Here is a 21,959-nt window from a genome sequence, read left to right on the forward strand (position 1 = left end):
CGCCGGGCCGGGGCCGGCGGTACGTCAGGCCCGGGTGGCGGGACAGGTGATGTCGGTGGCCGGGCGTGCGCCGGTGAGCAGGAACGCGGTGGTGCGCGCGTCCGCGCAGGTGCGGTCGTCGCCCTTGTAGACGCCGTGCCCACCGGCCTCGACGGTGATCATCCGGGCGCGGTCGCCGAAGGCCCGGCGCATGGCGCGGGCGCCGGCGAGCGGGGTGTTCGGGTCGCGGCGGTTCTGGATGAGCAGGACGTTCGACGGGCCGTGCGGGGTGATGCGCACGGGCCGCTCGGCGGGCGGCGCCGGCCAGAAGGAACAGGGCGTGATGTTGACCGGCATACCGGCGGTCAGCGGGTGGCGGACGCGGTCGGCGGCCACGTCACGGGCGTGCTTTCCGGGCGAACGGGGCCAGGCCACGTCGTTGCAGAGAGTGGCGGTGGAGACGGCGGCGGTCTGCTGCTGCGCCTCGATGTCCGCAGGGGACGGCACCGGCTGCGCGGGCAGGTCCGGGGCCTTCGGGTCGTCCAGCTTGGCGCGGGCGGCGCGCATCAGCGTGATCAGGCCGTCCAGCCGGCTGTCGGAGTGGAGGCTCGTCAGCAGCTGCTGGCGCAGGACGTTGCCGTTCAGCTCGGCGGGGTTGGCGTCCGGCCAGGGCAGCGGGGTGCGGTCGAGGCGGGCGGCGAGGTCCAGGAACAGCGGGCGGATCTCCTCCGGGCGGTCGGCGAGCCGGTCGGCCCGTGCCGGGTCGGCGGCCCGCGCCGCGAAGTCGGGGAAGCGGTCCTCGGCGCCGACGGCGGAGTTCGCCAGCCAGCCGCGCTCCACCCGGGCCGGGTCGGGATCGCCGTTGCTGTCCAGCACCCAGTGGGCCGTCCGGTCCGGAAAAAGCTGTGCGTAGACCGCCCCGGTGTACGCCCCGTACGAGACGCCCAGGCCGGACAGCCGGTGCTCGCCCAGGGCCTGCCGGATGCGGTCGATGTCCCGGGCCTCGTTGGCGGTGCTGATGCCGCGCAGCACCGGCCCGCCGTTCCGGGCGCAGGCGGCGGCCGTCCGGCGCGCCGCGGCGACGTTGCCGTCGATGGATCCGTCGGCCGCGGGCCATGGGCGCAGGGTGGTCATGGCCAGGTCGGCGTACGGAAGGCCGCAGCTCACGGGCGAGCTGTGTCCCATGCCGCGCGGGTCGAAGCCGATGATGTCGTAGGCGGCGCGCAGGCGTTCCGAGAGCTTCGCGGTGGCGGGGCGGTCCAGCCCCGTACCGCCCGGTCCGCCGGGGATCAGCAGCAGGGCCCCGCGGCGCGCGGCCGGGTCCTCGGCCGGAATGCGGGAGACCGCGAGATCTATCTGTCTGCCGCCCGGGTCCTTGTAGTCCAGGGGGACTTTCAGGGTCGCGCACTGCTGGGAAGCGGCCTTGGCAGGCGTCGAACCGCACGGTTGCCAGTCGAGCGTGGTGCGGGGGCGGTCCGGGGCGGCCGAAGCGGCGGCGCCGGGCGGCGCGAGGAACGGCAGGGCCGTGGCGAGTACGGCGGCGGTGGCAACGGCGCAGGCCCCAACGGGGCGGCGGCGCTTGGATTTTCGCATGTCGACAGCCTGGCCGGGCGGGTGCCGGGTGCCCAGTGGGGCAGCACCAAGATCGAGGGTGGGGTGTGCCCCACCTCTCCGCCGTGCCGGGTGGTGTCCGGAGGGCGATCGGCCGGTCGGCGGCGGCCCGCCTCTTGTCCGTCTGCATATCGTCATGCAGAGTCGTGGTGAGTGAATAGATGCCGAGGTGTCCCGACGGGTGTGGAACGGTCGGCGGGCCGTCCGGGGAAGGGAGGCCGGTGCCATGGCGTCCCGGGTGCTGAGGCAGGGGATCCGGTCCGGCCGTGTGCCCGCGGAAGCGGCCGCCGCGCCCCTGCCCACGGTCGCGCTGGACGGGCGCGGTCTCGGTGTGGGCGGGATCGCCGGGCTCGCGGAGCGTACCGCCCGGCCCGCCGCGCTCGCCGCCGGGGACCTGGCGCGTGCGCGGGAGTCCTGGGAGACCGCCCGCCGGCTCGCCGCCACCGGCCGGGTCTACGGGCGCAGCACCGGTGTCGGTGCCAACCGTACGGAGGACGTGGTCGCGGCCGACGACGGGCACGGGCTGCGGCTGCTGCGCAGTCACGCCGGGGCGATCGGGGACCCGCTGCCCGCGCGGGAGGTGCGCGCCATGCTGGCCGTCCGCGCCAACCAGCTGCTGGCGGGTGGTGCCGGGCTGCGGCCCGAGGTGATCACGGCGCTGGCCGAGGCGCTGGAGAGCGGCGCGCATCCGGTCGTGAACGAGTACGGGGCGGTCGGCACCGGGGATCTGGCCGCGCTGGCGCAGACCGGGCTGGCGCTCGTGGGCGAACATCCCTGGGCCGGTGGCCGGGCGCCCGCCCCGCTCGCCCTGGACGGCAACGACGCGCTCGCCCTCATCAGCAGCAACGCGCTCACCCTCGGCCAGGCCGCGCTCGCGCTGGACGGGACGCGGCGCCTGCTGGACGCGGCGCTGCCGGTGGCCGCGCTGTCCCTGCTGGCGGTCGGCGGCTCGTACGAGCCCTTCGCCGAGCCGGTCGTCCGGGCCCGCCCGCACCCCGGGACGGCCGCGGTCGCCGCCCGCATGCGGGAGCTGACCGGGGCCCCGGCCCGGCCCGCGCCGCCGCTGGGCCGCATCCAGGACCCGTACGGCTTCCGCTGCGTCCCGCAGATCCACGGGCCCGCGCTGGACGCCGCCGACGCCCTCGAACAGGTGCTGGCCGTGGAGGTCAACGCGGCGGCCGAGAACCCGCTCATCAGCGTGGCGGACCAGGCGGCGTACCACCACGGCAACTTCTACGCCGCGCACCCGGCCCTCGCCCTGGACGGCTTCCGGCTCGCCGTGCTCCAGACCGCGCTGCTGTCCACCGCCCGCCTCGCCGCGCTCTCCGAGCCGGATCTGACCCGGCTGCGCCCGTTCCTCGGGGACCACGCGCCGGCCAGCTCCGGCGTGATGATCCTCGAATACGCGGCCGGGGCCGCCCTCGGCGAGCTGCGGGCCGCCTCGCAGCCCGCCTCCCTGGGGCACGCGGTGCTCTCCCGCGGCGTCGAGGAACAGGCCAGCTTCGCGTCGCTCGGCGCGCGCCAGACGCTGCGCGCCGGCGTCGCGTACCGGCGGGTGCTCGCCTGCGAACTCGTCGCCGCCGTCCGGGCGTTGCGGATGCGCTCGCTGGAGCCCGAGCCGGGCGTGCCGGCGGCCCGGGCGTTCGCCCTGGCCGCCGGGGCGCTGGACGCGCGGATGGCCGACCGGCCGCTGACGGCGGACGTGGCGGTGGCGGAAACCCTGCTGGACGGGCTGGCCGCGCTGTGAAGCGGGGCCGGAAGCCGCCGGGCGCGGGCCCGGATTACGTACAGTCGGGCGGCGGGACGGCGGGCGCACGGCGCGCCGCCCCGCACGACCAGCAACGACACGAAGGCCGGGAGCACGGCCGCGGACACGGCCGGGAGGCAGCGATGATCGGGGACGGCGGCGAGGACCGCGGCGAGCGGGCGGCGGACGCACGGACCGGGGCGGACACGGGGGCGCCCCCGCCCGGCCCCGCCGCGGCCACCGGCACCGCGGCCCGCCTCCAGAAGCTCTTCGAAGGGCACCGCCTCACCCCCACCCAGCGGCGCATCGCGCACTGCATGGTGCGCCGGGCCGCCGACGCGCCCTTCCTCTCCAGCGTCGAACTCGCCGAACTGGCCGGGGTCAGCCAGCCGTCCGTGACCCGCTTCGCGGTCGCGCTCGGCTTCGACGGCTATCCGGCGCTGCGCAAGCACCTGCGCGAGGTGGCGCCCACCCCGGCCGCGCGCGGCACCGGCACGTACAACGAGTACCAGCAGGCCGTACAGGCGGAGATCGACAACCTGCGCCACCTCGCGGCGGTGCTGGCCGATCCCGGGCCGGTGGTGCGGGCCGGCCGGCTCTTCGCGGCCTCCCGGCCCCTGCCGGTCCTCGGGCTGCGCGCGGCGACCGCGCAGGCCGCCGGATTCGCGTACTTCGCCCGCAAGGTCCACCCGGACGTCCGGCTGCTCGACGAAGGCGGCACGATGCTCACCGACCGCATCGACGCGGCGGTGCAGGCGGGCGCGAGCACCCTGCTGTGCTTCGCGCTGCCGCGCCACCCGCGCGAGGTCGTGGACGCCCTGGCGTACGCGCACGAGGCGGGCCTGACCGTCGTGACCGTCGCCGACAGCGCCTTCGCGCCGGTCGCCCGCCACACGGACCTGCTGCTGCCCGCCGCGGTCGGCACCGGCCTCGCCTTCGACACGGCCTGCGCGCCGATGCTGCTCGGGCGCGTCCTGCTGGAGGCGATGTGCGACGCCCTGCCGGACGCGCAGGCGCGGCTGGAGGAGTTCGACGTGAAGGCGGCGGAGCGGGGCCTGTTCGTGGAGTGAGCCCGTCCGGCGCGTGCCGCCCGGCCGGAAGGCGGCCCGGCGGCTTCACGGAATTCTCAGACGGGCTGGCTACCATCCGCCGCCGTATACGGGTTCCGCCGTCGCGGCGGGGAACCGCCGCCGTCCCCGGGGCCCGTGGCCGGATCGTGGTGCGAGGAGGTTGTCGTGGGGCGCGGGGCTGTTGCGCTGGCACGGGTGGCGGTGCTGCTGCGGGCACCGGCCGGGTGGCTGTGGTGGCCGGGGCTGCTGGCCGCCGGGGCCGGGACGCTGCCGCCCGGCCTGACCGGGCGGCGGATCGGGGTGCTGGCCGGGGCGGCGCTGTTCGTCGTCGCGGCCTTCACGGTCTTCGCGGTACGCCGCAAGCGGTACGCGCACCTGGCCAAGGCGGCCTCCCGGGCCGGGAAGTCGGCGATCCTCCAGGACCGCGCCGTGACGCTGCGGGCCTGGCGGCGGGCCCACCGCTGGTGGCTGCTCCTGGCCTTCGCGGCGGCGGTCGGCTCCTCGTTCGCGCTGCCCGCGGCCGGTGGACTGCTGCTGGCCGGGGCCGGGCTCGGGCTGTGGGCCAAGGCGCTGTGGCTGGGCCGCTGGGAGCAGGAGCACGAGGCGCTGCTGTGGGTCCGTACGGAAGCGGCCGTACGGGGCGGGCCCGCGGGCCGGGACGTACGCGGCTACCTGACGACCGGCGTGGCGGCGAAGGACGCGCGCCCGGGAGGGGCGAAGGCGGGGCGGCCGAAGGCGAAGGCCTGACGGACGGCCCGGGCGGGCGCGGGCCTACTCGCCCCGCGCCCGCAGCACCAGCCGGTTCACGCCCCACAGGACGACACCGATCGCGACGAGCACGGCGGCCCGTACGTACACCTCCGCCGACCGGTCGGCCAGCGGACTGGCCAGGACCAGGGCACCGGCGGCGCCGAGGACCGGGAAGACGGCCGGCGTACGGAAGTGGCGGTGCGGCACCCGGTCGCGGCGCAGCACCAGCACCGCCACGTTGACCACCGCGAAGACGCACAGCAGCAGGAAGGCCGTGGTGTCGCCGAGGCCCTCGATCTCGCCGGTGAGGACCAGGCCCAGGGCCAGCGCCGTGGTCAGGGCGATGCCGACGACGGGCGTACGGCGGCCCGGCAGGACGCGGCCGACGGCGCGCGGCAGGATGCGCTCATTGGCCATCCCGTAGCACAGCCGCGAGGCCATCATCATGTTGATCAGCGCGGAGTTGGTGACCGCGCACAGCGCCATCAGCGCGAACACCGTGGGCGGGAAGGCCGCCCCGCCCGCGTGCACCACCTCCAGCAGCGGCGCCGACGAGCCCTGGAGCCGCCGGTGGTCGACCAGCAGCGACGAGACCAGGGCGACGAGGAGGTAGACGGTGCCCGTGATCCCGACCCCGAGGAAGATCGCGCGCGGGAAGTCGCGGCCGGGGTGCTCGGCCTCCTCCGCCATGTTCACCGAGTCCTCGAACCCGACGAAGGCGAAGAACGCCAGGCCGGTGGCGCCCAGCACACCGGTCAGCACGGCGAGGCCGGTGCCGCCGGTGTCGAGCGCGACCAGCCGCGCCGGCTCCCCGCCGCCCGTCAGGACCGCGTAGACACCCAGCCCGACGATGATCAGCAGCCCGGACACCTCGACCAGGGTCAGCACCACGTTCGCCTTCACCGACTCCGCCACGCCCCGCAGGTTCACCGCGGCCAGCGCCAGCACGAACGCCACCGCCACCGGGGTCGGCGGCAGATCGGCGAGAGTGCGCAGATAGTCGCCGCTGAAGGCGCGGGCCGCGGCGCTCGCCGAGGACAGGCCCGAGCACATCACCATGAACGCGACGAGGAAGGTCAGGAAGGGGACCCGGAACGCCTTCTGGGTGTAGAGCGCGGCGCCCGCCGCCTTCGGGTACTTGCCGACGAGTTCCGCGTACGAGGCGGCGGTCAGTACGGCGATGCCGAAGCCGATCACGAAGGGCAGCCACAGGGCGCCGCCCACCTTGCCCGCGACCTTGCCGGTGACGGCGTACACGCCGGTGCCGAGGATGTCGCCGACCACCAGCAGGATCAGCAGTCTGGGGCCGATGGCGCGGCGCAGCGGGGCGTTCTCGCCGCTGTGCCCGGTGACGTCCGTGGAGGGGTTCCGCATGAGCGGGACATGCCCGGAGCACAAGATTTCTAGCGCTCGGGGGCGGCGGGGGCGCCGAGCCGGGTGAGCGCGTCCGCGTGGGCGCCGCCGCTCTCCGCGACCAGTTCGTCCATCTCCTGCGCGGCGCGCACGGTCGCCCAGCGCAGGGCTCCGTCCGGGCCCGGCGCGTACCCGTACACCCCGGGCCGGGGGAGCGAGTTGTACGCGAAGTGGGTGGAGAAGTAGTACGCGCCGGTGTCCAGGAGGGCCACGTGGTCGCCCGGTTCCAGGAGCGGCAGCGCCCGGTCCCGCGCGATCAGGTCGCCCGCGAAGCAGCAGGGGCCGGCCACGTCCTGGACGACCGGTTCGCCGGTCTTGGGGCGGCCCCGCGCGTCGTAGGCGGCGACCCGCACCGGCCAGGAGTCCGGCGCGAAGACCGTACGGGTGGCCACCTGGGCGCCCGCGTGGGTCACCGCGATCCGCCGCCCGCCGGCCGACTTGGTGTACTCCACACGTGCCAGCACGGTGCCGTGCTTGGCGAGCAGCGACCGGCCGAACTCGGTGACCAGCCCGTAGCGGCCGTCGAACAGCCCCGGCACGGTGGCGTGCAGCAGCCGGGCATAGGCGCGGTAGGTCGGCGACACCTCGTCGGACGCGAAGTTCACCGGCAGCCCGCCGCCGAGGTCCAGGGTGGTGACCTGGGCCCGGCCGGCCTTCTCGTTGATCTCCTCGGCCAGCTCGTACAGCACGCGCACCCCGTCCGCCATCAGCTCCAGCGGCATGCCCTGGGACCCGACGTGGACGTGCAGGCGGGTCAGCCACGGGCGGTTCAGGAAGGCGTGTACGACCCGGTCACGGGCGTCCTCGTCGCGCAGGGGCACGCCGAACTTCGAGCTGCCGGTCGCGGTGCTCATCGCGCCGATGCTGCCGCCGCCGAGCTGGGGATTGACCCGCAGGCCGAGTGGCGAGGCGGTCGGCGCGGAGCCGGTCAGCGCGTCCAGCCGGGCGAGTTCGCCGAAGCTGTCGGCGTTGACGGCGATGCCGAGGGCGAGCGCCTCGCGCAGCTCGGCGGGGGTCTTGGCGGGCGAGTCCAGCACCGTACGGGACGGCGGCACCCCAGCCGCGCGCGCCAGTGCCAGCTCACCGGGGCTGGCGACCTCGCAGCCCAGCCCCTCGTGCGCGAGCAGGCGCAGTACGGGGACGAGGGAGGCGGCCTTGACGGCGAAGGCGTGCAGGACCGGCGTGCCGGGCTCGGTGAACTCCTCGAAGCCGGACCGCAGTTCAGCGGCGGAACGGCGGATTCCGGCGATGTCCAGCAGACCGGCGACGGGGGAGCCGGGGCCGGCCAGACCCCGGGCGACGGCCGCGGCGACGGCGCGGTGGCGCGGGGCGGGCGGACCGGCGGGGGGAGCGCTCATGGCACCACTCCACCACCTGCCCGCCGTGGCCGCCATCGACCGGCCCGCCCGCACGCGGTGTTGACCTCTTCGGCACGCGGCAATAACGTCGCGGCGCTCTCACGAGGGCCCCCTTTCCCGGAACGGTGGTGCGGTACATGCGATACCGGCACGTCCAGGCGAGACCGGCGGCGCGGCGGGACCTCCCGCGACCGCCCCGGCCCCGGCACCCCGACGTGATCGTGGTGGGCAGCGGCATCGTCGGCGCCGCCTGCGCCGAGGCGCTCACCCGGCGCGGCGTACGGGTCACCGTCCTGGACCACGCGCCGCTCGCCTCCGGCACCACGGCCCGCGGCGAGGGCAACCTCCTGGTCTCCGACAAGCCGCCGGGACCCGAACTCGACCTGGCGCTGGACTCGGCGGAGCGCTGGCCGCGGCTGCTCGCGGAGCTGGACGCCGAGCGGCGCGATCCCGGCGGGCCCGCTCTCGCGGAGCGGTGCGAGTACGAGGCGAAGGGCGGCCTCGTGGTCGCCCTCGGGGAGGCGGGAGCGCGGGCGCTGGCGGCCTTCGCCACCGCGCAACGGGCCGCCGGCGTCACCGCTCACGAGGTCGGCCCGGACACCGCACGCGCGTACGAACCGCACCTCGCCCCGGGCGTCCGCGCCGCCGTCCACTACCCGCAGGACGCCCAGATCCAGCCGGTCGCGGCGGCCACCGCGCTGCTCGCCGCCGTGCGCGGGCGCGGCGGCACGCTGCGTTCCGGGGTGCGGGCGCTCGGCGTGGAGCGCGGCGCGGACGGGCGGGTGACGGCGCTGCGCACCTCGGCCGGGACGCTGCCGTGCGGCGCGGTCGTCAACGCCTGCGGCCCCTGGGCGGGGCACTTCGCGCGGGCGGCGGGCGCGCCGCTGCCCGTACAGCCGCGCCGGGGCCTGGTGCTGGTCACCGCGCCGCTGCCGCCGGGCACCGTCCGGCACAAGGTGTACGACGCCGAGTACGTGGGCGCCGTCGGCAGCGGCGACGCCGACCTGCGGACCTCGACGGTGGTCGAGGCGACGCGGGGCGGCACGGTGCTCATCGGGTCGAGCCGGGAGCGGGCCGGTTTCGAGGAACGTTTCCGCGCCGCCGTCCTCGGCGAACTCGCCCGGAAGGCCGCCGCGTTGTTCCCGGTGCTGGGCCGGGTCCCGGTGATCCGCGCCTACGGGGGCTTCCGCCCGTACACCCCGGACCACCTCCCCGTGATCGGCCCGGACCCGCGGCTGCCCGGCCTGTGGCACGCGACCGGGCACGAGGGCGCGGGCATCGGCCTCGCCCCGGCCACCGGCGAACTCCTGGCGCGGCTGTACGCGGGCGAGCGCCCCCGGATCGACCCGGAACCGTACCGGGTGGGGCGGCCGGGGCTGGTGGAAGGGGAGGGGGCGCGGTGTTCCGTGTGACGGTGGACGGTGCCGGGGAGTGGGCGCGGCCCGGCCAGACGGTCGCGTCGGTGCTGCTGGCCGCGGGACGCCTCTCCTGGCGGACCACGCGCGGCGGCCGTCCGCGCGGAGTGTTCTGCGGGATCGGCGTCTGCCACGACTGCCTGGTGGTGGTCAACGGCGTACCCGACGTACGGGCCTGCCGGCGCGTGGTGGCGGCGGGCGACCGCATCGAGACGCAGGTGGGAGCGCGGTTGCCGGAACTCGCGCCGGACGCGCTTTGGGCGGGGGCGCGGGACGTGACGGTGCCGGTGGTCGTCGTCGGGGCCGGGCCCGCGGGCATGGCGGCGGCGCTGGCGGCGGCCGGGTCCGGGGTCCGGGTGGTGCTGGTGGACGACGGGGAGCGGCCGGGCGGGCAGTACCACCGGCAGACCGCGGACGGCCCGGCGCGGGGCGCGGCGGTGCGGGCCGTACAGGAGCATCCGCGGATCGAGTGGCTGGCGGGGGCGACGGTGTGGGGGGTGGAGGCAGAGGGCGAGGGGGGCGGCCCGCCGTCCGGGACAGCCGCCGGCAGGGACGCGGGCTGGACCGTCCACGTCCTGCAAGGCCCGGCCGACGCCCCCGCCCGTACGCCGTACACCCTGCACGCCGACGCGCTCGTCCTGTGCACCGGCGCGTACGACCGGGCACTGCCGTTCCCCGGCTGGGACCTGCCGGGCGTCGTCACGGCGGGCGCGGCACAGGCGCTCGCCAAGGGGCAGCGGACGGCGATCGGCCGCCGGGTGGTGGTCTCCGGCACCGGCCCGTTCCTGCTGCCGGTCACCTCGTCGCTGCTCACCGTCGGCGCACGCGTCCTCGGCGTGTACGAGGCGGGCACGCCCGCCGCCTGGCTGCGCGCGCCCGTCGCCGCGCTCCGGGACGGCGGCGGCAAGGTCCCCGAACTCCTCGCGTACGCCGCCACCATGGCGCGGCACCGCGTCCCCTACCGGCCCCGCCGGGCGGTCGTCGCCGCGCACGGACGGGACCGCGTCGAGGCGGTGACGGTGGCCCGCCTCGCACCGGACTGGAGCATCGTGCCCGGCACCGGACGCCGCATCGAGGACGTGGACGCGCTCTGCGTCGGGTACGGCTTCACACCGCAGCTGGAACTCGCCCTCGCCGCCGGATGCGCGCTGCGCGACGGCGCCCGGGTCGCGGTCGGGCCCGCGCAGCAGACCTCCGTACCCGGTGTGTACGCGGCGGGCGAGCCCACCGGCATCGGCGGCGCGGCACTCGCCGCGGCCGAAGGCGAGCTGGCGGGGCTGGCGGCGGCGCGGTGGGCCGGCGCGCGGTCCGTGGCGGCGCGGCGCGCCCCGGCCGTCCGGCGGCGGGTGCTCGCGGGCCGCCGCTTCGCCCGGCTGCTCGCCGCGACCCACCCCGTGCGCCCCGGGTGGCGCACCTGGCTCGACGAGGACACGCTCGTCTGCCGCTGCGAGGAGGTGCCGTACGGGCAGCTGCGCACCGGCCTCCTGACCGCCGACGGCATGCGGACGTTCAAGCTCGGCACGCGCGTCGGCCTGGGCCCCTGCCAGGGCCGGGTCTGCGCCCGCAACGCGGCCGGGCTCTGCGGCCCGGACGCCCTGCCCGACCCGCAGACGGCCGACCGCCGCCCGATCGCCCAGCCGGTACGGCTCGCGGATCTGGCCGCGGCGGGGGCGGAGGCGGGGGATACGGGCGTGGCGCACGCGGACGCGGCGGAGCCCGACCCCGTACCCGAGCCGCCCTCCGACCCCACGTCCGCCCGGCCCTGAACCGCGCCCCCGACCCTGACTCCACTCCACCCCGACCGACCCGCCGTACCGAGAGGACCCGCCATGACGGACCCCGCCACGCCGCAGTCCCGTACGTCCCGTGCCGCCTCCCGTACGTCCCTGACCGGCGTCATCGTCGCCACCGCCCTCCCGTACGCCGAGGACCCGGCCGCGCCCGCCGGGCTGCGGCCCGACCTCGACCGGTACGCCGACCACTGCCGCTGGCTCGTCGACAACGGCTGTCACGGGGTCGGGCCGAACGGTTCGCTCGGCGAGTACTCCTCCCTCACGGACGGCGAACGGCGCGCCGTGGCCCGTACCGCCGTCGCGGCGGTGGGGCGGGACGCGCTGGTCGTGGTCGGTGTGCACGGGGCCGGCGCGCACCAGGCGCGGTACTGGGCGGAGCTGGCCGCCGAGGACGGCGCGGACGGCGTGCTGTGCCTGCCGCCCACCCTCTACCGCGCCAACACCGCCGAGATCGTGCGGCACTTCGAGGAGGTCGCGGCCGTCGGGCTGCCGGTGATGGCCTACAACAACCCGCTCGACACCAAGGTCGACCTCACTCCGGAGGTGCTGCGGGAGGTCGCCGCGATCGACGGCGTGGTGGCCGTCAAGGAGTTCTCCGGCGACATCCGCCGGGTGCTGCACATCAAGGAGCAGGCCCCCGGCCTGGAGGTGGTCGCGGGCGCCGACGACCTGGTGCTGGAGGCGCTGCTGATGGGCGCCACCGGCTGGTTCGCCGGCTTCCCCAACGTCTTCCCGGCCGAGTCCGTACGCCTCTACGAACTGGCCCGGGAAGGCCGCGTCACCGAGGCACGGGAGCTGTACGAGCCGCTGGTCGCCGCGTTCCGCTGGGACTCGCGCACCGAGTTCGTACAGGCCGTCAAACGCGGGATGGACCTCGTCGGGCGCTACGGCGGGCCCTGCCGGCCGCCGCGCGGACCGCTGCTCCCGGAACAGCGGCGGCAGCTGGACGCGGACATGCGCGGCGCCGTCCAGGCGCTGGAGGCCTGGGTGAAAGCGGCCGGGTGATGACGTCCGACGCCCGGAACTCCTTCGCCGCCCGCAGTGTGCGCACTTTCCAAGCCGTGGACTCGCACACCGAGGGCATGCCGACGCGCGTCATCACGGACGGCGTCGGCACCATCCCCGGCGCGACCATGGCCGAACGCCGCCGGTACTTCGTGGAACACCTCGACCCGGTCCGCCAATTGCTGGTGAACGAGCCGCGCGGGCACGCCGCGATGAGCGGGGCGATCCTGCAACCGCCGACCCGGCCCGACGCCGACTGGGGCGTCGTCTACATCGAGGTCTCCGGCTGTCTGCCGATGTGCGGGCACGGCACCATCGGCGTCGCCACGGTCCTGGTGGAAACGGGCCTGGTGGAGGTCACCGAGCCGGTCACCACCGTACGGCTGGACACCCCGGCCGGGCTGGTCGCGGCCCGGGTCGCGGTGCGCGGCGGGCGCGCCGAACACGTCACGATCCACAACGTCCCTTCGTACGCGTACGAGCTGGACGCCGTGGTGAAGGTGCCCGGCCTCGGCGAGGTCCGCTACGACCTGGCGTACGGCGGCAACTTCTACGCGATCACCCCGCTCGCCGCGCTGGGCATCCCGTTCGACGCCGCCCGTCTGGACGAGATCATCGCGGCGGGGCTGGCCGTGATGGCCGCGGTCGACGAGCGGGACCGGCCCGTCCACCCCACCGACCCGGCCATCTCCGGCTGCCGCCACGTCCAGTTCACGGCCCCCGGCACGCCGGGCCCGGACGGCTCCGACTCCCGTAACGCCATGGTCATCCACCCCGGCTGGGTCGACCGCTCGCCGTGCGGCACCGGCACCAGCGCCCGCATGGCCCAGCTGCACGCACGCGGCGAACTCCCCCTCGGCCGGCCCTTCGTCAACGAATCCCTGATCGGCACCCGCTTCACGGGCCGGCTGGTGGGCACGGAGCGGGTCGGCGGCCGGCCGGCGGTCGTGCCCACGGTGACCGGCCGGGCCTGGATCACGGGCACGGCCCGGTATGTGCTCGATCCGACCGATCCGTTCCCGCGGGGGTTCGTGCTGTAGAGGTTGGGGGGCACGTACGTACGAAGAGAAAGCGGAGCGCATTGGTGGACGAGAAGACGGCGGGCAGCGGGCGTGGGCTCCGCAAGCGCGGGCTGCGGCTGCTGGCCGTACCGGCCGCGGTGCTGGCATTGCATGCCGGCACGGGGGCGGCCGTGGCGCAGTCCCACCTTGAGGGGAGCCCGGCGGCCAGTGCCACGGCCCCGGCCGTCCGCATCACAGAAGGCCAGGTCCGGGAGGCCGGCCCCGGCGGCACGCTGCTCTACCCGAGCGTGACCAGCTGCCTGACCGTGACGGTCCGCCTGGCGGACGGCGGCCTGGTGGGCGCGCACGCCAGCCTTTTCCAGGTACCGGGGGAGTACCGCTCCGACCGCATCCTCGGCGTCCTGCGGGATCGGGTGGGCGACCGGCGTGTCACGGCGGTGCAGGTCAGGGGCGCGGTCGGAGCCTGGCATCCCGGCTACTTCACGAAGGCCGTGGAGAGTTACGGGGACGGGGAGGCCGTCCCGTACCCGACGCGTCCCGACCCGGAGGGCCTGGCGGCGGCGGTGGCGGACGGTCTGGGGCAGCCGCGGGCGAAGGTGTCGGTGACGGATGTGCCGGACGGGGACCAGACGGTGCGCTGAGGCCCCGGCCGGAGGGGCGGGGCGGCGCGTGCCCCGCCCCGACCTGTTGACTAGCCATATTCAACACCCCAAGATGTGAATAGCTCGATCCAGTGGTGCTGCCCGTCCCCCGGGCGGCGCCCGCTCCACACGCATCGTGCGAGGCATGCACATCGCGCGATGACTTCGCATCGACGCCAGGGAGGCACGGCCCATGTCAGGACCGCGACCCGTGCGGGCACCGCGCGGTACGGAACTGAGCGCCCGGGGATGGCAGCAGGAAGCCGCGCTGCGCATGCTGCAGAACAACCTCGACCCGGAGGTCGCCGAGCACCCGGACCAGCTCGTCGTCTACGGCGGCACCGGCAAGGCCGCCCGCGACTGGCGCTCCTTCGACGCGATGGTGCGCACGCTGACCACGCTCAAGCAGGACGAGACGATGCTCGTCCAGTCGGGCCGGCCGGTCGGCGTCATGCAGACGCACGAGTGGGCGCCGCGGGTGCTGATCGCCAACTCCAACCTGGTGGGCGACTGGGCCAACTGGGAGGAGTTCCGGCGCCTGGAGGCGCTGGGCCTGACCATGTACGGCCAGATGACGGCCGGTTCGTGGATCTACATCGGCACGCAGGGCATCCTCCAGGGCACGTACGAGACGTTCGCCGCGGTGGCCGCGAAGCGGTTCGGCGGCACGCTCGCCGGGACGATCACGCTCACCGCCGGGCTCGGCGGCATGGGCGGCGCCCAGCCGCTCGCCGTCACGATGAACGGCGGCGTCGCGATCTGCGTCGACTGCGACCCGCGCGCCATCGAGCGGCGCATCGAGCACCGCTACCTGGATGTACGGGCCGACAGCCTCCAGCACGCGCTCCAGCTCGCCGTCGAGGCCCGTGACCAGCGCAAACCGCTCTCCATCGGCCTGCTCGGCAACGCCGCGGAACTGCTGCCGCGGATGCTCGCCGACGGCGCGCCGATCGACATCGTCACCGACCAGACCTCCGCCCACGACCCCCTGTCGTACCTCCCGCTGGGCATCGACTTCGCGGACATGGCTGCGTACGCGGCCGAGCAGCCCGCCGACTTCACCCGCCGGGCCCGCGAGTCGATGGCCCGGCACGTGGAGGCCATGGTCGGCTTCATGGACGCCGGTGCCGAGGTCTTCGACTACGGCAACTCCATCCGCGGCGAGGCGGAACTGGCCGGGTACAAGCGGGCGTTCGCCTTCCCCGGCTTCGTGCCCGCCTACATCCGGCCGCTGTTCGCCGAGGGCAAGGGCCCGTTCCGCTGGGCCGCGCTGTCCGGCGACCCCAAGGACATCGCCGCCACCGACCGGGCGATCCTCGACCTCTTCCCGGAGAACGAGTCCCTCGCCCGGTGGATCAAGCTGGCCGGCGAGCGGGTGCACTTCCAGGGCCTGCCGGCCCGGATCTGCTGGCTCGGGTACGGCGAGCGCGACAAGGCGGGCGAGCGCTTCAACGACATGGTCGCCGACGGCACCCTCCAGGCCCCGCTGGCCATCGGCCGCGACCACCTGGACTGCGGCTCGGTGGCGTCCCCGTACCGGGAGACCGAGGCGATGCTCGACGGCTCGGACGCCATCGCCGACTGGCCGCTGCTGAACGCCATGGTCAACGTCGCCTCGGGCGCCTCGTGGGTGTCCCTGCACCACGGCGGCGGCGTCGGCATGGGCCGCTCCCTCCACGCCGGCCAGGTCACCGTCGCCGACGGCACCCCGCTGGCGGGCGAGAAGATCCGCCGCGTCCTGACCAACGACCCGGGCATGGGCGTCATTCGCCACGTCGACGCCGGATACGAGCGCGCCGACGAGGTCGCGGCCGAACGCGGCGTGCGCATTCCGATGCGGGAGGGCGAGTGACCTCGCCGAACGACGGAGCGGGAGGCGGTCCGGGGGCGGGCGCCTCTGGAGCTGGAACCCCTGGGGCGGGCGGGCCTGGGGCGGGAGCCCACGGGGCCGGTGCTCTGGGGGCGGGTGCCTCTCGGGCGGACGCCTCTGGGGCGGGTGCTCCTGGGCCAGGTGCTCCGGGGGCGGTCGGGACGTCCTTCCACGAGATGTGGCGGGACCTCGCCGCCATCGGCCGCCACTCCGGCACCGGCGGCTACCGCCGCTACGCCTGGACCGGCGCGGACGCCGACTGCCGGGCCTGGTTCGCGGACCAGGCCCGCGCCCGCGGGCTGGCCTACGAGGTGGACCGCAACGGCAACCAGTGGGCCTGGCTCGGCGCGGCGTCCGCCGCGGACGTGGCCGCGGGCGACGCCGTGGTCACCGGCTCCCACCTGGACTCCGTCCCGGACGGCGGCGCCTTCGACGGGCCGCTCGGCGTGGTGTCCTCCTTCGCCGCGCTCGACGAACTCCGCCGACGGGGCGCCACGCCCGCCAAGCCGCTGGCCGTCGTCAACTTCGGCGACGAGGAAGGCGCCCGCTTCGGCCTGGCCTGCGTCGGCTCCCGGCTCAGCGCCGGACAGCTCACCGTGGAGCGGGCCCGCGAACTGCGCGACGCCGACGGCACGACGCTGCCCCGGGCCATGGAGCGGGCCGGTTACGACCCGGACGCCATCGGCCCGGACCCCGACCGGCTCTCCCGCATCGGCGCGTTCGTCGAACTGCACGTCGAACAGGGCCGGGCGCTCGACCTGAGCGGCGACCCCGTGGGCATCGCCTCCGCCATCTGGCCGCACGGCCGCTGGCGGTTCGACTTCCACGGCGAGGCCAACCACGCCGGCACCACCCGGCTGGCGGACCGGCGCGACCCGATGCTCACCTACGCGGCGACCGTGCTCGCCGCCCGCGAGCGGGCCGAACGGGCCGGCGCGCTGGCGACCTTCGGCAAGATCGGCGTCGAGCCGAACGGCGTGAACGCCATCCCGTCGCTGGTCCGCGGCTGGCTGGACTCCCGCGCCGCCGACCAGGACACGCTGGACACCGTCGTCGCCGCCATCGAGCGGGCGGCCGCCGAGCACGGCGCGCGCGACGGCGTCGACGTGCGCGTCACCCGGGAATCCTTCACCCCCGTCGTCGAGTTCGGGCACGCGCTGCGGGACGAGCTGGCCGAGATCCTCGGCCGAGCGGCGGACCACCGTCCGGGCGGCGCCCGCGAGGTGCCCGTGCTCGGCACCGGCGCCGGACACGACGCGGGTATTTTGTCCGCAACCGTGCCCACCGCCATGCTGTTCGTACGCAACCCCACCGGCGTCTCGCACTCGCCCGCCGAACACGCGGCCGAGGACGACTGCACCGCCGGGGTGACCGCACTCGCCGACGTACTGGAGGGTCTGGCGTGCAGGTGACGCCGCAGGAACCCGGGCCGACCCCGCGACCCGGCGACGGGCCGCGGCCGGCCGCACCGAAGACGTACTGGCTGGAACACGCCTGGCTCGGCACCCACGTCGAGCCGGGCGTGGCCGTGGACGTGGACCCGGCGGAAGGGCGCATCGCCGCCGTGCGGACCGAGGTCCCGGACCCGCCGCCGGGCGCCGTCGCCCTGCGCGGCCTGACGCTCCCGGGCCTGGCCAACGCCCACTCGCACGCCTTCCACCGGGCGCTGCGCGGCACCGTCCAGGTCGGTTCGGGCACCTTCTGGACCTGGCGGGAGGTGATGTACCAGGTCGCCTCCCAGCTCACCCCCGACTCCTACTACGCGCTCGCGCGGGCCGTCTACGCCGAGATGGCGCTGACCGGCATCACCTGCGTCGGCGAATTCCACTACCTCCACCACGGTCCCGGCGGCACCCGCTACGCCGACCCCAACGCGATGGGCGAGGCCCTGATCGCCGCCGCCGACGAGGCCGGCATCCGCATCACCCTGCTCGACACCGCCTACCTCTCCTCCGGCTTCGGCGCCGAGCCCAACCATCACCAGCTGCGCTTCTCGGACGGCACGGCCGACGCCTGGGCCGAGCGCGCGTCCGGCCTGAAGGAGGGCAGGCCGCACGCCCGTATCGGCGCGGCCGTGCACTCCGTCCGCGCCGTGCCCGCCGACCAGCTGGGCACCGTCGCGGAATGGGCCGGGCAGCGGCAGGCACCGCTGCACGTCCACCTCTCCGAGCAGACCGCCGAGAACGACGCCTGCCGCGAGGCGCACGGCCGCACACCCACCCAACTGCTCGCCGAACACGGTGTCCTGGGCCGCCGCACCACCGCCGTGCACGCCACCCACCTCACCGGGGAGGACGTACGGCTGCTGGGCGCCGCCACCACCGGGGTGTGCATGTGCCCCACCACCGAGCGCGACCTCGCCGACGGCATCGGCCCCGCCGTCCAGCTCCAGGCCGCCGGCAGCCCCCTGTCGCTCGGCAGCGACAGCCACGCCGTCATCGACCTCTTCGAAGAGGCCCGCGCGATGGAACTGGACGAACGGCTGCGCACCCGCACCCGCGGCCACTGGACGGCCGCCGCCCTGTTGCGCGCCGCCACCGCCGACGGCCACGCCGCACTGGGCTGGGACGAGGCGGGCACCATCGAACGCGGCGCGCTCGCCGACCTCACCACGATCGCGCTGGACTCCGTGCGCACCGCGGGCCCGCTGCCCAGGCTGGGCGCCGAGACGGCGGTATTCGCCGCCTCCGGGGCGGATGTGCGCCATACGGTCGTCGGCGGCCGTCAGGTCGTACGCGACGGAGTCCATACGCTCGTGCCCGACGTCCCCACCGCACTGGCCGAGGCCATCGCGGCCGTACGCGGCTGAACCCGCGGCCGAAGGAGAGCACCCCCACGATGACCCACCCCGACACCCCTGCCGCGGAGCGCGCCGCGAGCGGCAGCACCACCGTCATCACCAACATCGCCAGTCTCGTCACCAACGACCCCTCCCTCGGTGAAGGCCCCCTCGGTCTGCTCCAGGACGCGGCGGTCGTCTTCGACGGCGACCGCGTTGCCTGGGTCGGTCCGACAAGCAAAGCACCCGCCACTGACAACCGCGTCGACGCCGAGGGCCGCGCGGCGCTCCCCGGCTTCGTCGACTCCCACTCCCACCTGGTCTTCGGCGGCGACCGCACCGCCGAGTTCAACGCCCGGATGTCCGGCCGCCCGTACTCGGCCGGCGGCATCCGCACCACCGTCGCCGCCACCCGCGCGGCCGGCGACGCGGACCTGCACGCCAACGTCGCCAAGTACATGGCCGAGGCGCTGCGCCAGGGCACCACGACCCTGGAGACCAAGTCCGGCTACGGCCTCACCGTCGAGGACGAGGCCCGCGCCCTGCGCATCGCCGCCGCCCACACCGACGAGGTCACCTTCCTCGGCGCGCACATCGTCTCCCCCGACTACGCCGACGACCCCGCGGGCTACGTCGACCTCGTCACCGGCCCCATGCTGGACGCCTGCGCCCCGCACGCCCGCTGGATCGACGTCTTCTGCGAACAGGGCGCCTTCGACGGCGACCAGGCCCGCGCCATCCTCACCGCGGGCAAGGCCCGGGGCCTGCACCCGCGCGTGCACGCCAACCAGCTCCACCACGGCCCCGGCGTGCAGATCGCCGTCGAGCTCGACGCCGCCTCCGCCGACCACTGCACCCACCTGGACGCCGCCGACATCGACGCGCTCGCCAACAGTTCGACCGTCGCCACGCTCCTCCCCGGCGCCGAGTTCTCCACCCGCGCCCAGTGGCCCGACGCGCGCCCCCTGCTCGACGCGGGCGCCACCGTGGCGCTGTCCACCGACTGCAACCCGGGCTCGTCCTTCACCAGCTCGATGCCCTTCTGCATCGCGCTGGCCGTACGGGACATGAAGATGACCCCCGACGAAGCCGTCTGGTCCGCCACGGCGGGCGGCGCCGCGGCCCTGCGCCGCACCGACATCGGCCGCCTCACCCCCGGCACCCGCGCCGACCTCACCCTCCTCGACGCCCCCTCCCACGTCCACCTCGCCTACCGCCCGGGCGTCCCGCTCGTCTCCCGGGTCTGGCGCGGAGGGGAGTGCGTCTGATCACACGGCGACTTCCCCATGTTCAGGTGCCGGACATTGCGTAGATCACGTAATGTCCGGGTTCCAATACGAACAACTGTCGCAGTTGCCAGCACAGTTGGCGGAACACCGCGTTCCTCTTGTGTACGACCAGGGCAACTGCGCGGGGGGAAGGAACCCACATGAAGTCGACCCGTCTGAAGACCCGCATCGCCGGCACCGCGGCCGCAGTGGCCGTCCTCGGCGGCGCCTCCCTGGCCATGGCGCCGGGCGCCGCGGCGAAGGCGACTCTTATCTCGATCGAGCGCGCGCAGCTGCGTGGCGACGTGCTGTCCGTGACGGTCAAGTACTCCTGTGACCCCGGCGACTCGTGGCAGCTGGTCAGCAAGATGACCAAGGTGGACCAGGAGGAGGACGCCAAGTCGCTGGCGACCGCCACCGTCCCGGCCGACAAGATCACCTGTGACTACCAGGACCGCATCCTCAAGCTGAAGCTCAAGCCGACCCCCGGCTCGCACTTCGTGAAGGGCGACGAGGTGAAGGTCACCGCCAACTACGCGAAGCCGGGCGAGCAGAACGACGACCACCCCCTCGCGCTGATCACCACGGTGCTGTAAGCCCCACTGAACAAGCGGCCGTGCCCCGGGACCCCACCGGTCCCGGGGCACGCCCCTTCACGTCCCCCTCACCCCACCATTCCCGCATCCCGCGCACAAAGCGCCGCCTGCACCCGGTTGCCGACCTCCAGCGTCGCGAGGATGCGGCTCACATGGGCCTTGACCGTGCTCTCGCGCATCGACAGGCCGCCCGCGATCTCCGCGTTCGACGCGCCGTCGGCGAGGAGGGCCAGTACCTCGGTCTCGCGGGGCGTGAGGCGTTCGATGCGGGAGCGGGCGTGTGGGGTGGTGCGGGTGGTCGTGTGATGGTAACGGTCGATCAGGCGGCGGGCGGCGCCGGGGTGGAGCATGGCCTGGCCGTCGGCGACGACCCGTACGGCGCGGATGATCTCCGCCGGGTCGCTGTCCTTGAGGAGGAACCCCGAGGCGCCCGCGGTGAGCGCGTCGTAGACGTACTGGTCGAGGTCGAAGGTGGTCAGCACCACGACCTCCGGCGGGTCCGGCAGCCCGCGCAGCCGTTCGGTGGCGGCGATGCCGTCCAGGCGCGGCATGCGGATGTCCATCAGCGCCACGTCGATCCGGTGGGCACGGGCCAGGTCGACGGCTTCGGCGCCGTCCGCCGCCTCGGCCACGACGGTGATGCCGGGCGCGTCGCCGAGGATGTCCGTCAGCGCGAGCCGGACCAGGCTGTCGTCGTCGGCGACCAGCATGCGGATCATGTCGCTCCCGTCGTCGGTGCGTCCGGCCCGGAGCGCGTCGGGAGGGTGGCGGCGATGTGCCAGCCGCCGTCCCGCGTCGGACCGTACTCCAGGGTGCCGCCCAGCGCGGACATCCGTTCGGTCAGGCCGAGCAGGCCGTAGCCGCCGGCCGGACCGGCCGCCGGAGGATCTGCTTCCGGACGGGGCGCCGCGTTGCGCACCTCGACGGCGGATTCCTGCGGCCCGTGACGCACCGTCACCCGCACCGAGGCGCCCGGCGCGTGCTTACGGGCGTTGGTCAGGGCCTCCTGGACGAGCCGGTGGACGGCCAGGCGGCGGCCGGCGGGCAGGCTTCCGCCGTCGCCCTCGATGTCGGCCTCGATCTGGCCGTACTGGAAGCAGGCGCGGGCACCGGTCCGGTCACCCGCGCGCTGGCCGGGCTGCTGCGGCCCGCCGACCACCTGGACGTGGTCGAGATCAACCCCCGCTTCGTGGAGGCCCTGAACGGCGCGCTGCGCACGGACGCCGCCCTGGCCGCGGCGGCCGACCGGATACGGATACTCCCCGGCTCGATCACCGAAGTCCCCCTGGACCGCCGGTACGACGCGGTCGTCTCCGGGCTGCCGTTCACCAACTTCGCGCCGGACGAGGTCCGTACGGTCCTGGACCGCTACCTGTCCGTGCTCCGGCCGGGCGGGCACCTCACATACTTCGCCTACCTGGGCACCGCCCCCGCCCGCGCGCTGGTGGCCGGCCGGTCCGAGGCGGCCCGGCACCGCGCCGTGGCCGGCGTGCTGGCCGAGTACGGCAAGCGGTACGGGCAGGGGCGCAGCACGGTGTGGCGCAATCTGCCACCGGCGTACGTGCACCACCTGCGCGCCCCGTAACACCGAGCGCGCTCCTGGAGCAGAGTCGAGCGCCCCCCCACACCCAGCGGAGTCGGG

General features: G+C 75.3%; 19 protein-coding genes. 14 read left to right on the forward strand and 5 right to left on the reverse strand.

All coding sequences use genetic code 11. The annotated features are described in order from the left end of the window. Positions 1-24: 24 nt before the first annotated feature. Positions 25-1,572, reverse strand: coding sequence for an alpha/beta hydrolase (locus tag CP973_RS05330; RefSeq protein ID WP_150238006.1), 1,548 nt, complete (start codon positions 1,570-1,572; stop codon positions 25-27). A gap of 244 nt (positions 1,573-1,816) precedes the next feature. Between CP973_RS05330 and CP973_RS05335 the strand changes: the two genes are divergently transcribed. The 3 genes from CP973_RS05335 to CP973_RS05345 all read left to right on the forward strand — a co-directional run bounded on the left by CP973_RS05335 (position 1,817) and on the right by CP973_RS05345 (position 5,154). After that, the gene (locus CP973_RS05335) at positions 1,817-3,337 is read left to right on the forward strand and encodes an aromatic amino acid ammonia-lyase (protein WP_150238008.1); all 1,521 of its coding nucleotides are present in this window, start codon (positions 1,817-1,819) and stop codon (positions 3,335-3,337) included. Positions 3,338-3,480: 143 nt separating this feature from the next. After that, on the forward strand, positions 3,481-4,407 hold the full coding sequence (locus tag CP973_RS05340; protein WP_150238010.1) for a MurR/RpiR family transcriptional regulator: 927 nt from the start codon (positions 3,481-3,483) through the stop codon (positions 4,405-4,407). 165 nt (positions 4,408-4,572) lie between these two features. Continuing rightward, complete coding sequence (locus tag CP973_RS05345) at positions 4,573-5,154, forward strand: hypothetical protein (RefSeq protein ID WP_150238012.1); 582 nt, start codon at positions 4,573-4,575, stop codon at positions 5,152-5,154. Positions 5,155-5,178: 24 nt separating this feature from the next. On the opposite strand, the gene CP973_RS05350 is transcribed toward CP973_RS05345, so the two are convergent. Continuing rightward, positions 5,179-6,531, reverse strand: a complete 1,353-nt coding sequence (locus CP973_RS05350) for an APC family permease (protein WP_150238014.1) — start codon at positions 6,529-6,531, stop codon at positions 5,179-5,181. A 29-nt stretch (positions 6,532-6,560) separates the two neighbouring features. Continuing rightward, on the reverse strand, positions 6,561-7,928 hold the full coding sequence (locus CP973_RS05355) for a type III PLP-dependent enzyme domain-containing protein (RefSeq protein WP_150238016.1): 1,368 nt from the start codon (positions 7,926-7,928) through the stop codon (positions 6,561-6,563). A 137-nt stretch (positions 7,929-8,065) separates the two neighbouring features. Here CP973_RS05355 and CP973_RS05360 point away from each other — a divergent pair, with 137 nt between their 5' ends. The 10 genes from CP973_RS05360 to CP973_RS05410 all read left to right on the forward strand — a co-directional run bounded on the left by CP973_RS05360 (position 8,066) and on the right by CP973_RS05410 (position 20,317). After that, a complete protein-coding gene (locus CP973_RS05360) occupies positions 8,066-9,340 on the forward strand; it encodes an NAD(P)/FAD-dependent oxidoreductase (RefSeq protein WP_150238018.1) in 1,275 nt (424 codons plus the stop codon). Continuing rightward, a complete protein-coding gene (locus tag CP973_RS05365; protein WP_150238020.1) occupies positions 9,328-11,109 on the forward strand; it encodes an FAD-dependent oxidoreductase in 1,782 nt (593 codons plus the stop codon). Before CP973_RS05360 ends, CP973_RS05365 begins: the two co-directional genes overlap by 13 nt. Before the next feature lie 63 nt (positions 11,110-11,172). Then, positions 11,173-12,141, forward strand: a complete 969-nt coding sequence (locus CP973_RS05370; protein WP_150238022.1) for a dihydrodipicolinate synthase family protein — start codon at positions 11,173-11,175, stop codon at positions 12,139-12,141. Then, on the forward strand, positions 12,141-13,181 hold the full coding sequence (locus tag CP973_RS05375) for a proline racemase family protein (protein WP_150238024.1): 1,041 nt from the start codon (positions 12,141-12,143) through the stop codon (positions 13,179-13,181). Before CP973_RS05370 ends, CP973_RS05375 begins: the two co-directional genes overlap by 1 nt. 44 nt (positions 13,182-13,225) lie before the next feature. Continuing rightward, positions 13,226-13,804 carry a hypothetical protein gene (locus CP973_RS05380; protein ID WP_244409290.1) on the forward strand — a complete coding sequence of 193 codons (579 nt, stop codon included), beginning with the start codon at positions 13,226-13,228 and terminating at the stop codon, positions 13,802-13,804. 193 nt (positions 13,805-13,997) lie between these two features. After that, positions 13,998-15,656 carry a urocanate hydratase gene (gene hutU / locus CP973_RS05385; protein ID WP_150238027.1) on the forward strand — a complete coding sequence of 553 codons (1,659 nt, stop codon included), beginning with the start codon at positions 13,998-14,000 and terminating at the stop codon, positions 15,654-15,656. Between the two features lie 194 nt (positions 15,657-15,850). Next, positions 15,851-17,086: an allantoate amidohydrolase gene (locus tag CP973_RS05395; RefSeq protein ID WP_150238029.1), complete on the forward strand. Its 1,236-nt coding sequence runs from the start codon at positions 15,851-15,853 to the stop codon at positions 17,084-17,086. Between the two features lie 71 nt (positions 17,087-17,157). Continuing rightward, positions 17,158-18,483, forward strand: coding sequence for a formimidoylglutamate deiminase (locus CP973_RS05400; protein WP_150243172.1), 1,326 nt, complete (start codon positions 17,158-17,160; stop codon positions 18,481-18,483). Positions 18,484-18,512: 29 nt separating this feature from the next. Next, positions 18,513-19,721 (forward strand): imidazolonepropionase, encoded by a 1,209-nt coding sequence (hutI, locus tag CP973_RS05405; protein WP_150238032.1) that lies wholly within the window; start codon positions 18,513-18,515, stop codon positions 19,719-19,721. Positions 19,722-19,882: 161 nt separating this feature from the next. Continuing rightward, complete coding sequence (locus CP973_RS05410) at positions 19,883-20,317, forward strand: hypothetical protein (protein ID WP_150238034.1); 435 nt, start codon at positions 19,883-19,885, stop codon at positions 20,315-20,317. Positions 20,318-20,385: 68 nt separating this feature from the next. Here CP973_RS05410 and CP973_RS05415 read toward each other — a convergent pair whose 3' ends face one another. Next, positions 20,386-21,036 (reverse strand): response regulator transcription factor, encoded by a 651-nt coding sequence (locus CP973_RS05415; RefSeq protein ID WP_150238036.1) that lies wholly within the window; start codon positions 21,034-21,036, stop codon positions 20,386-20,388. Then, the gene (locus CP973_RS40355; protein WP_341874834.1) at positions 21,033-21,398 is read right to left on the reverse strand and encodes a sensor histidine kinase; all 366 of its coding nucleotides are present in this window, start codon (positions 21,396-21,398) and stop codon (positions 21,033-21,035) included. Before CP973_RS40355 ends, CP973_RS05415 begins: the two co-directional genes overlap by 4 nt. Between CP973_RS40355 and CP973_RS05425 the strand changes: the two genes are divergently transcribed. After that, positions 21,297-21,902 (forward strand): class I SAM-dependent methyltransferase, encoded by a 606-nt coding sequence (locus CP973_RS05425; protein WP_244409291.1) that lies wholly within the window; start codon positions 21,297-21,299, stop codon positions 21,900-21,902. The genes CP973_RS40355 and CP973_RS05425 overlap by 102 nt on opposite strands. Positions 21,903-21,959 lie beyond the last annotated feature (57 nt).

The sequence above is a fragment of the Streptomyces albofaciens JCM 4342 genome (genome assembly GCF_008634025.1).
In the GTDB taxonomy this organism is placed as follows: domain Bacteria; phylum Actinomycetota; class Actinomycetes; order Streptomycetales; family Streptomycetaceae; genus Streptomyces; species Streptomyces albofaciens.

Coding starts and splice junctions, on each gene's coding strand:
- hutU (WP_150238027.1), top strand. CDS start 13,998: ATGTCAGGACCGCGACCCGTGCGGGCACCGCGCGGTACGGAACTGAGC.
- CP973_RS05355 (WP_150238016.1), bottom strand. CDS start 7,928: ATGAGCGCTCCCCCCGCCGGTCCGCCCGCCCCGCGCCACCGCGCCGTC.
- CP973_RS05340 (WP_150238010.1), top strand. CDS start 3,481: ATGATCGGGGACGGCGGCGAGGACCGCGGCGAGCGGGCGGCGGACGCA.
- CP973_RS05370 (WP_150238022.1), top strand. CDS start 11,173: ATGACGGACCCCGCCACGCCGCAGTCCCGTACGTCCCGTGCCGCCTCC.
- CP973_RS05395 (WP_150238029.1), top strand. CDS start 15,851: ATGTGGCGGGACCTCGCCGCCATCGGCCGCCACTCCGGCACCGGCGGC.
- CP973_RS05335 (WP_150238008.1), top strand. CDS start 1,817: ATGGCGTCCCGGGTGCTGAGGCAGGGGATCCGGTCCGGCCGTGTGCCC.
- CP973_RS05415 (WP_150238036.1), bottom strand. CDS start 21,036: ATGATCCGCATGCTGGTCGCCGACGACGACAGCCTGGTCCGGCTCGCG.
- CP973_RS05375 (WP_150238024.1), top strand. CDS start 12,141: ATGACGTCCGACGCCCGGAACTCCTTCGCCGCCCGCAGTGTGCGCACT.
- hutI (WP_150238032.1), top strand. CDS start 18,513: ATGACCCACCCCGACACCCCTGCCGCGGAGCGCGCCGCGAGCGGCAGC.
- CP973_RS05350 (WP_150238014.1), bottom strand. CDS start 6,531: ATGCGGAACCCCTCCACGGACGTCACCGGGCACAGCGGCGAGAACGCC.
- CP973_RS05360 (WP_150238018.1), top strand. CDS start 8,066: ATGCGATACCGGCACGTCCAGGCGAGACCGGCGGCGCGGCGGGACCTC.
- CP973_RS05330 (WP_150238006.1), bottom strand. CDS start 1,572: ATGCGAAAATCCAAGCGCCGCCGCCCCGTTGGGGCCTGCGCCGTTGCC.
- CP973_RS05410 (WP_150238034.1), top strand. CDS start 19,883: ATGAAGTCGACCCGTCTGAAGACCCGCATCGCCGGCACCGCGGCCGCA.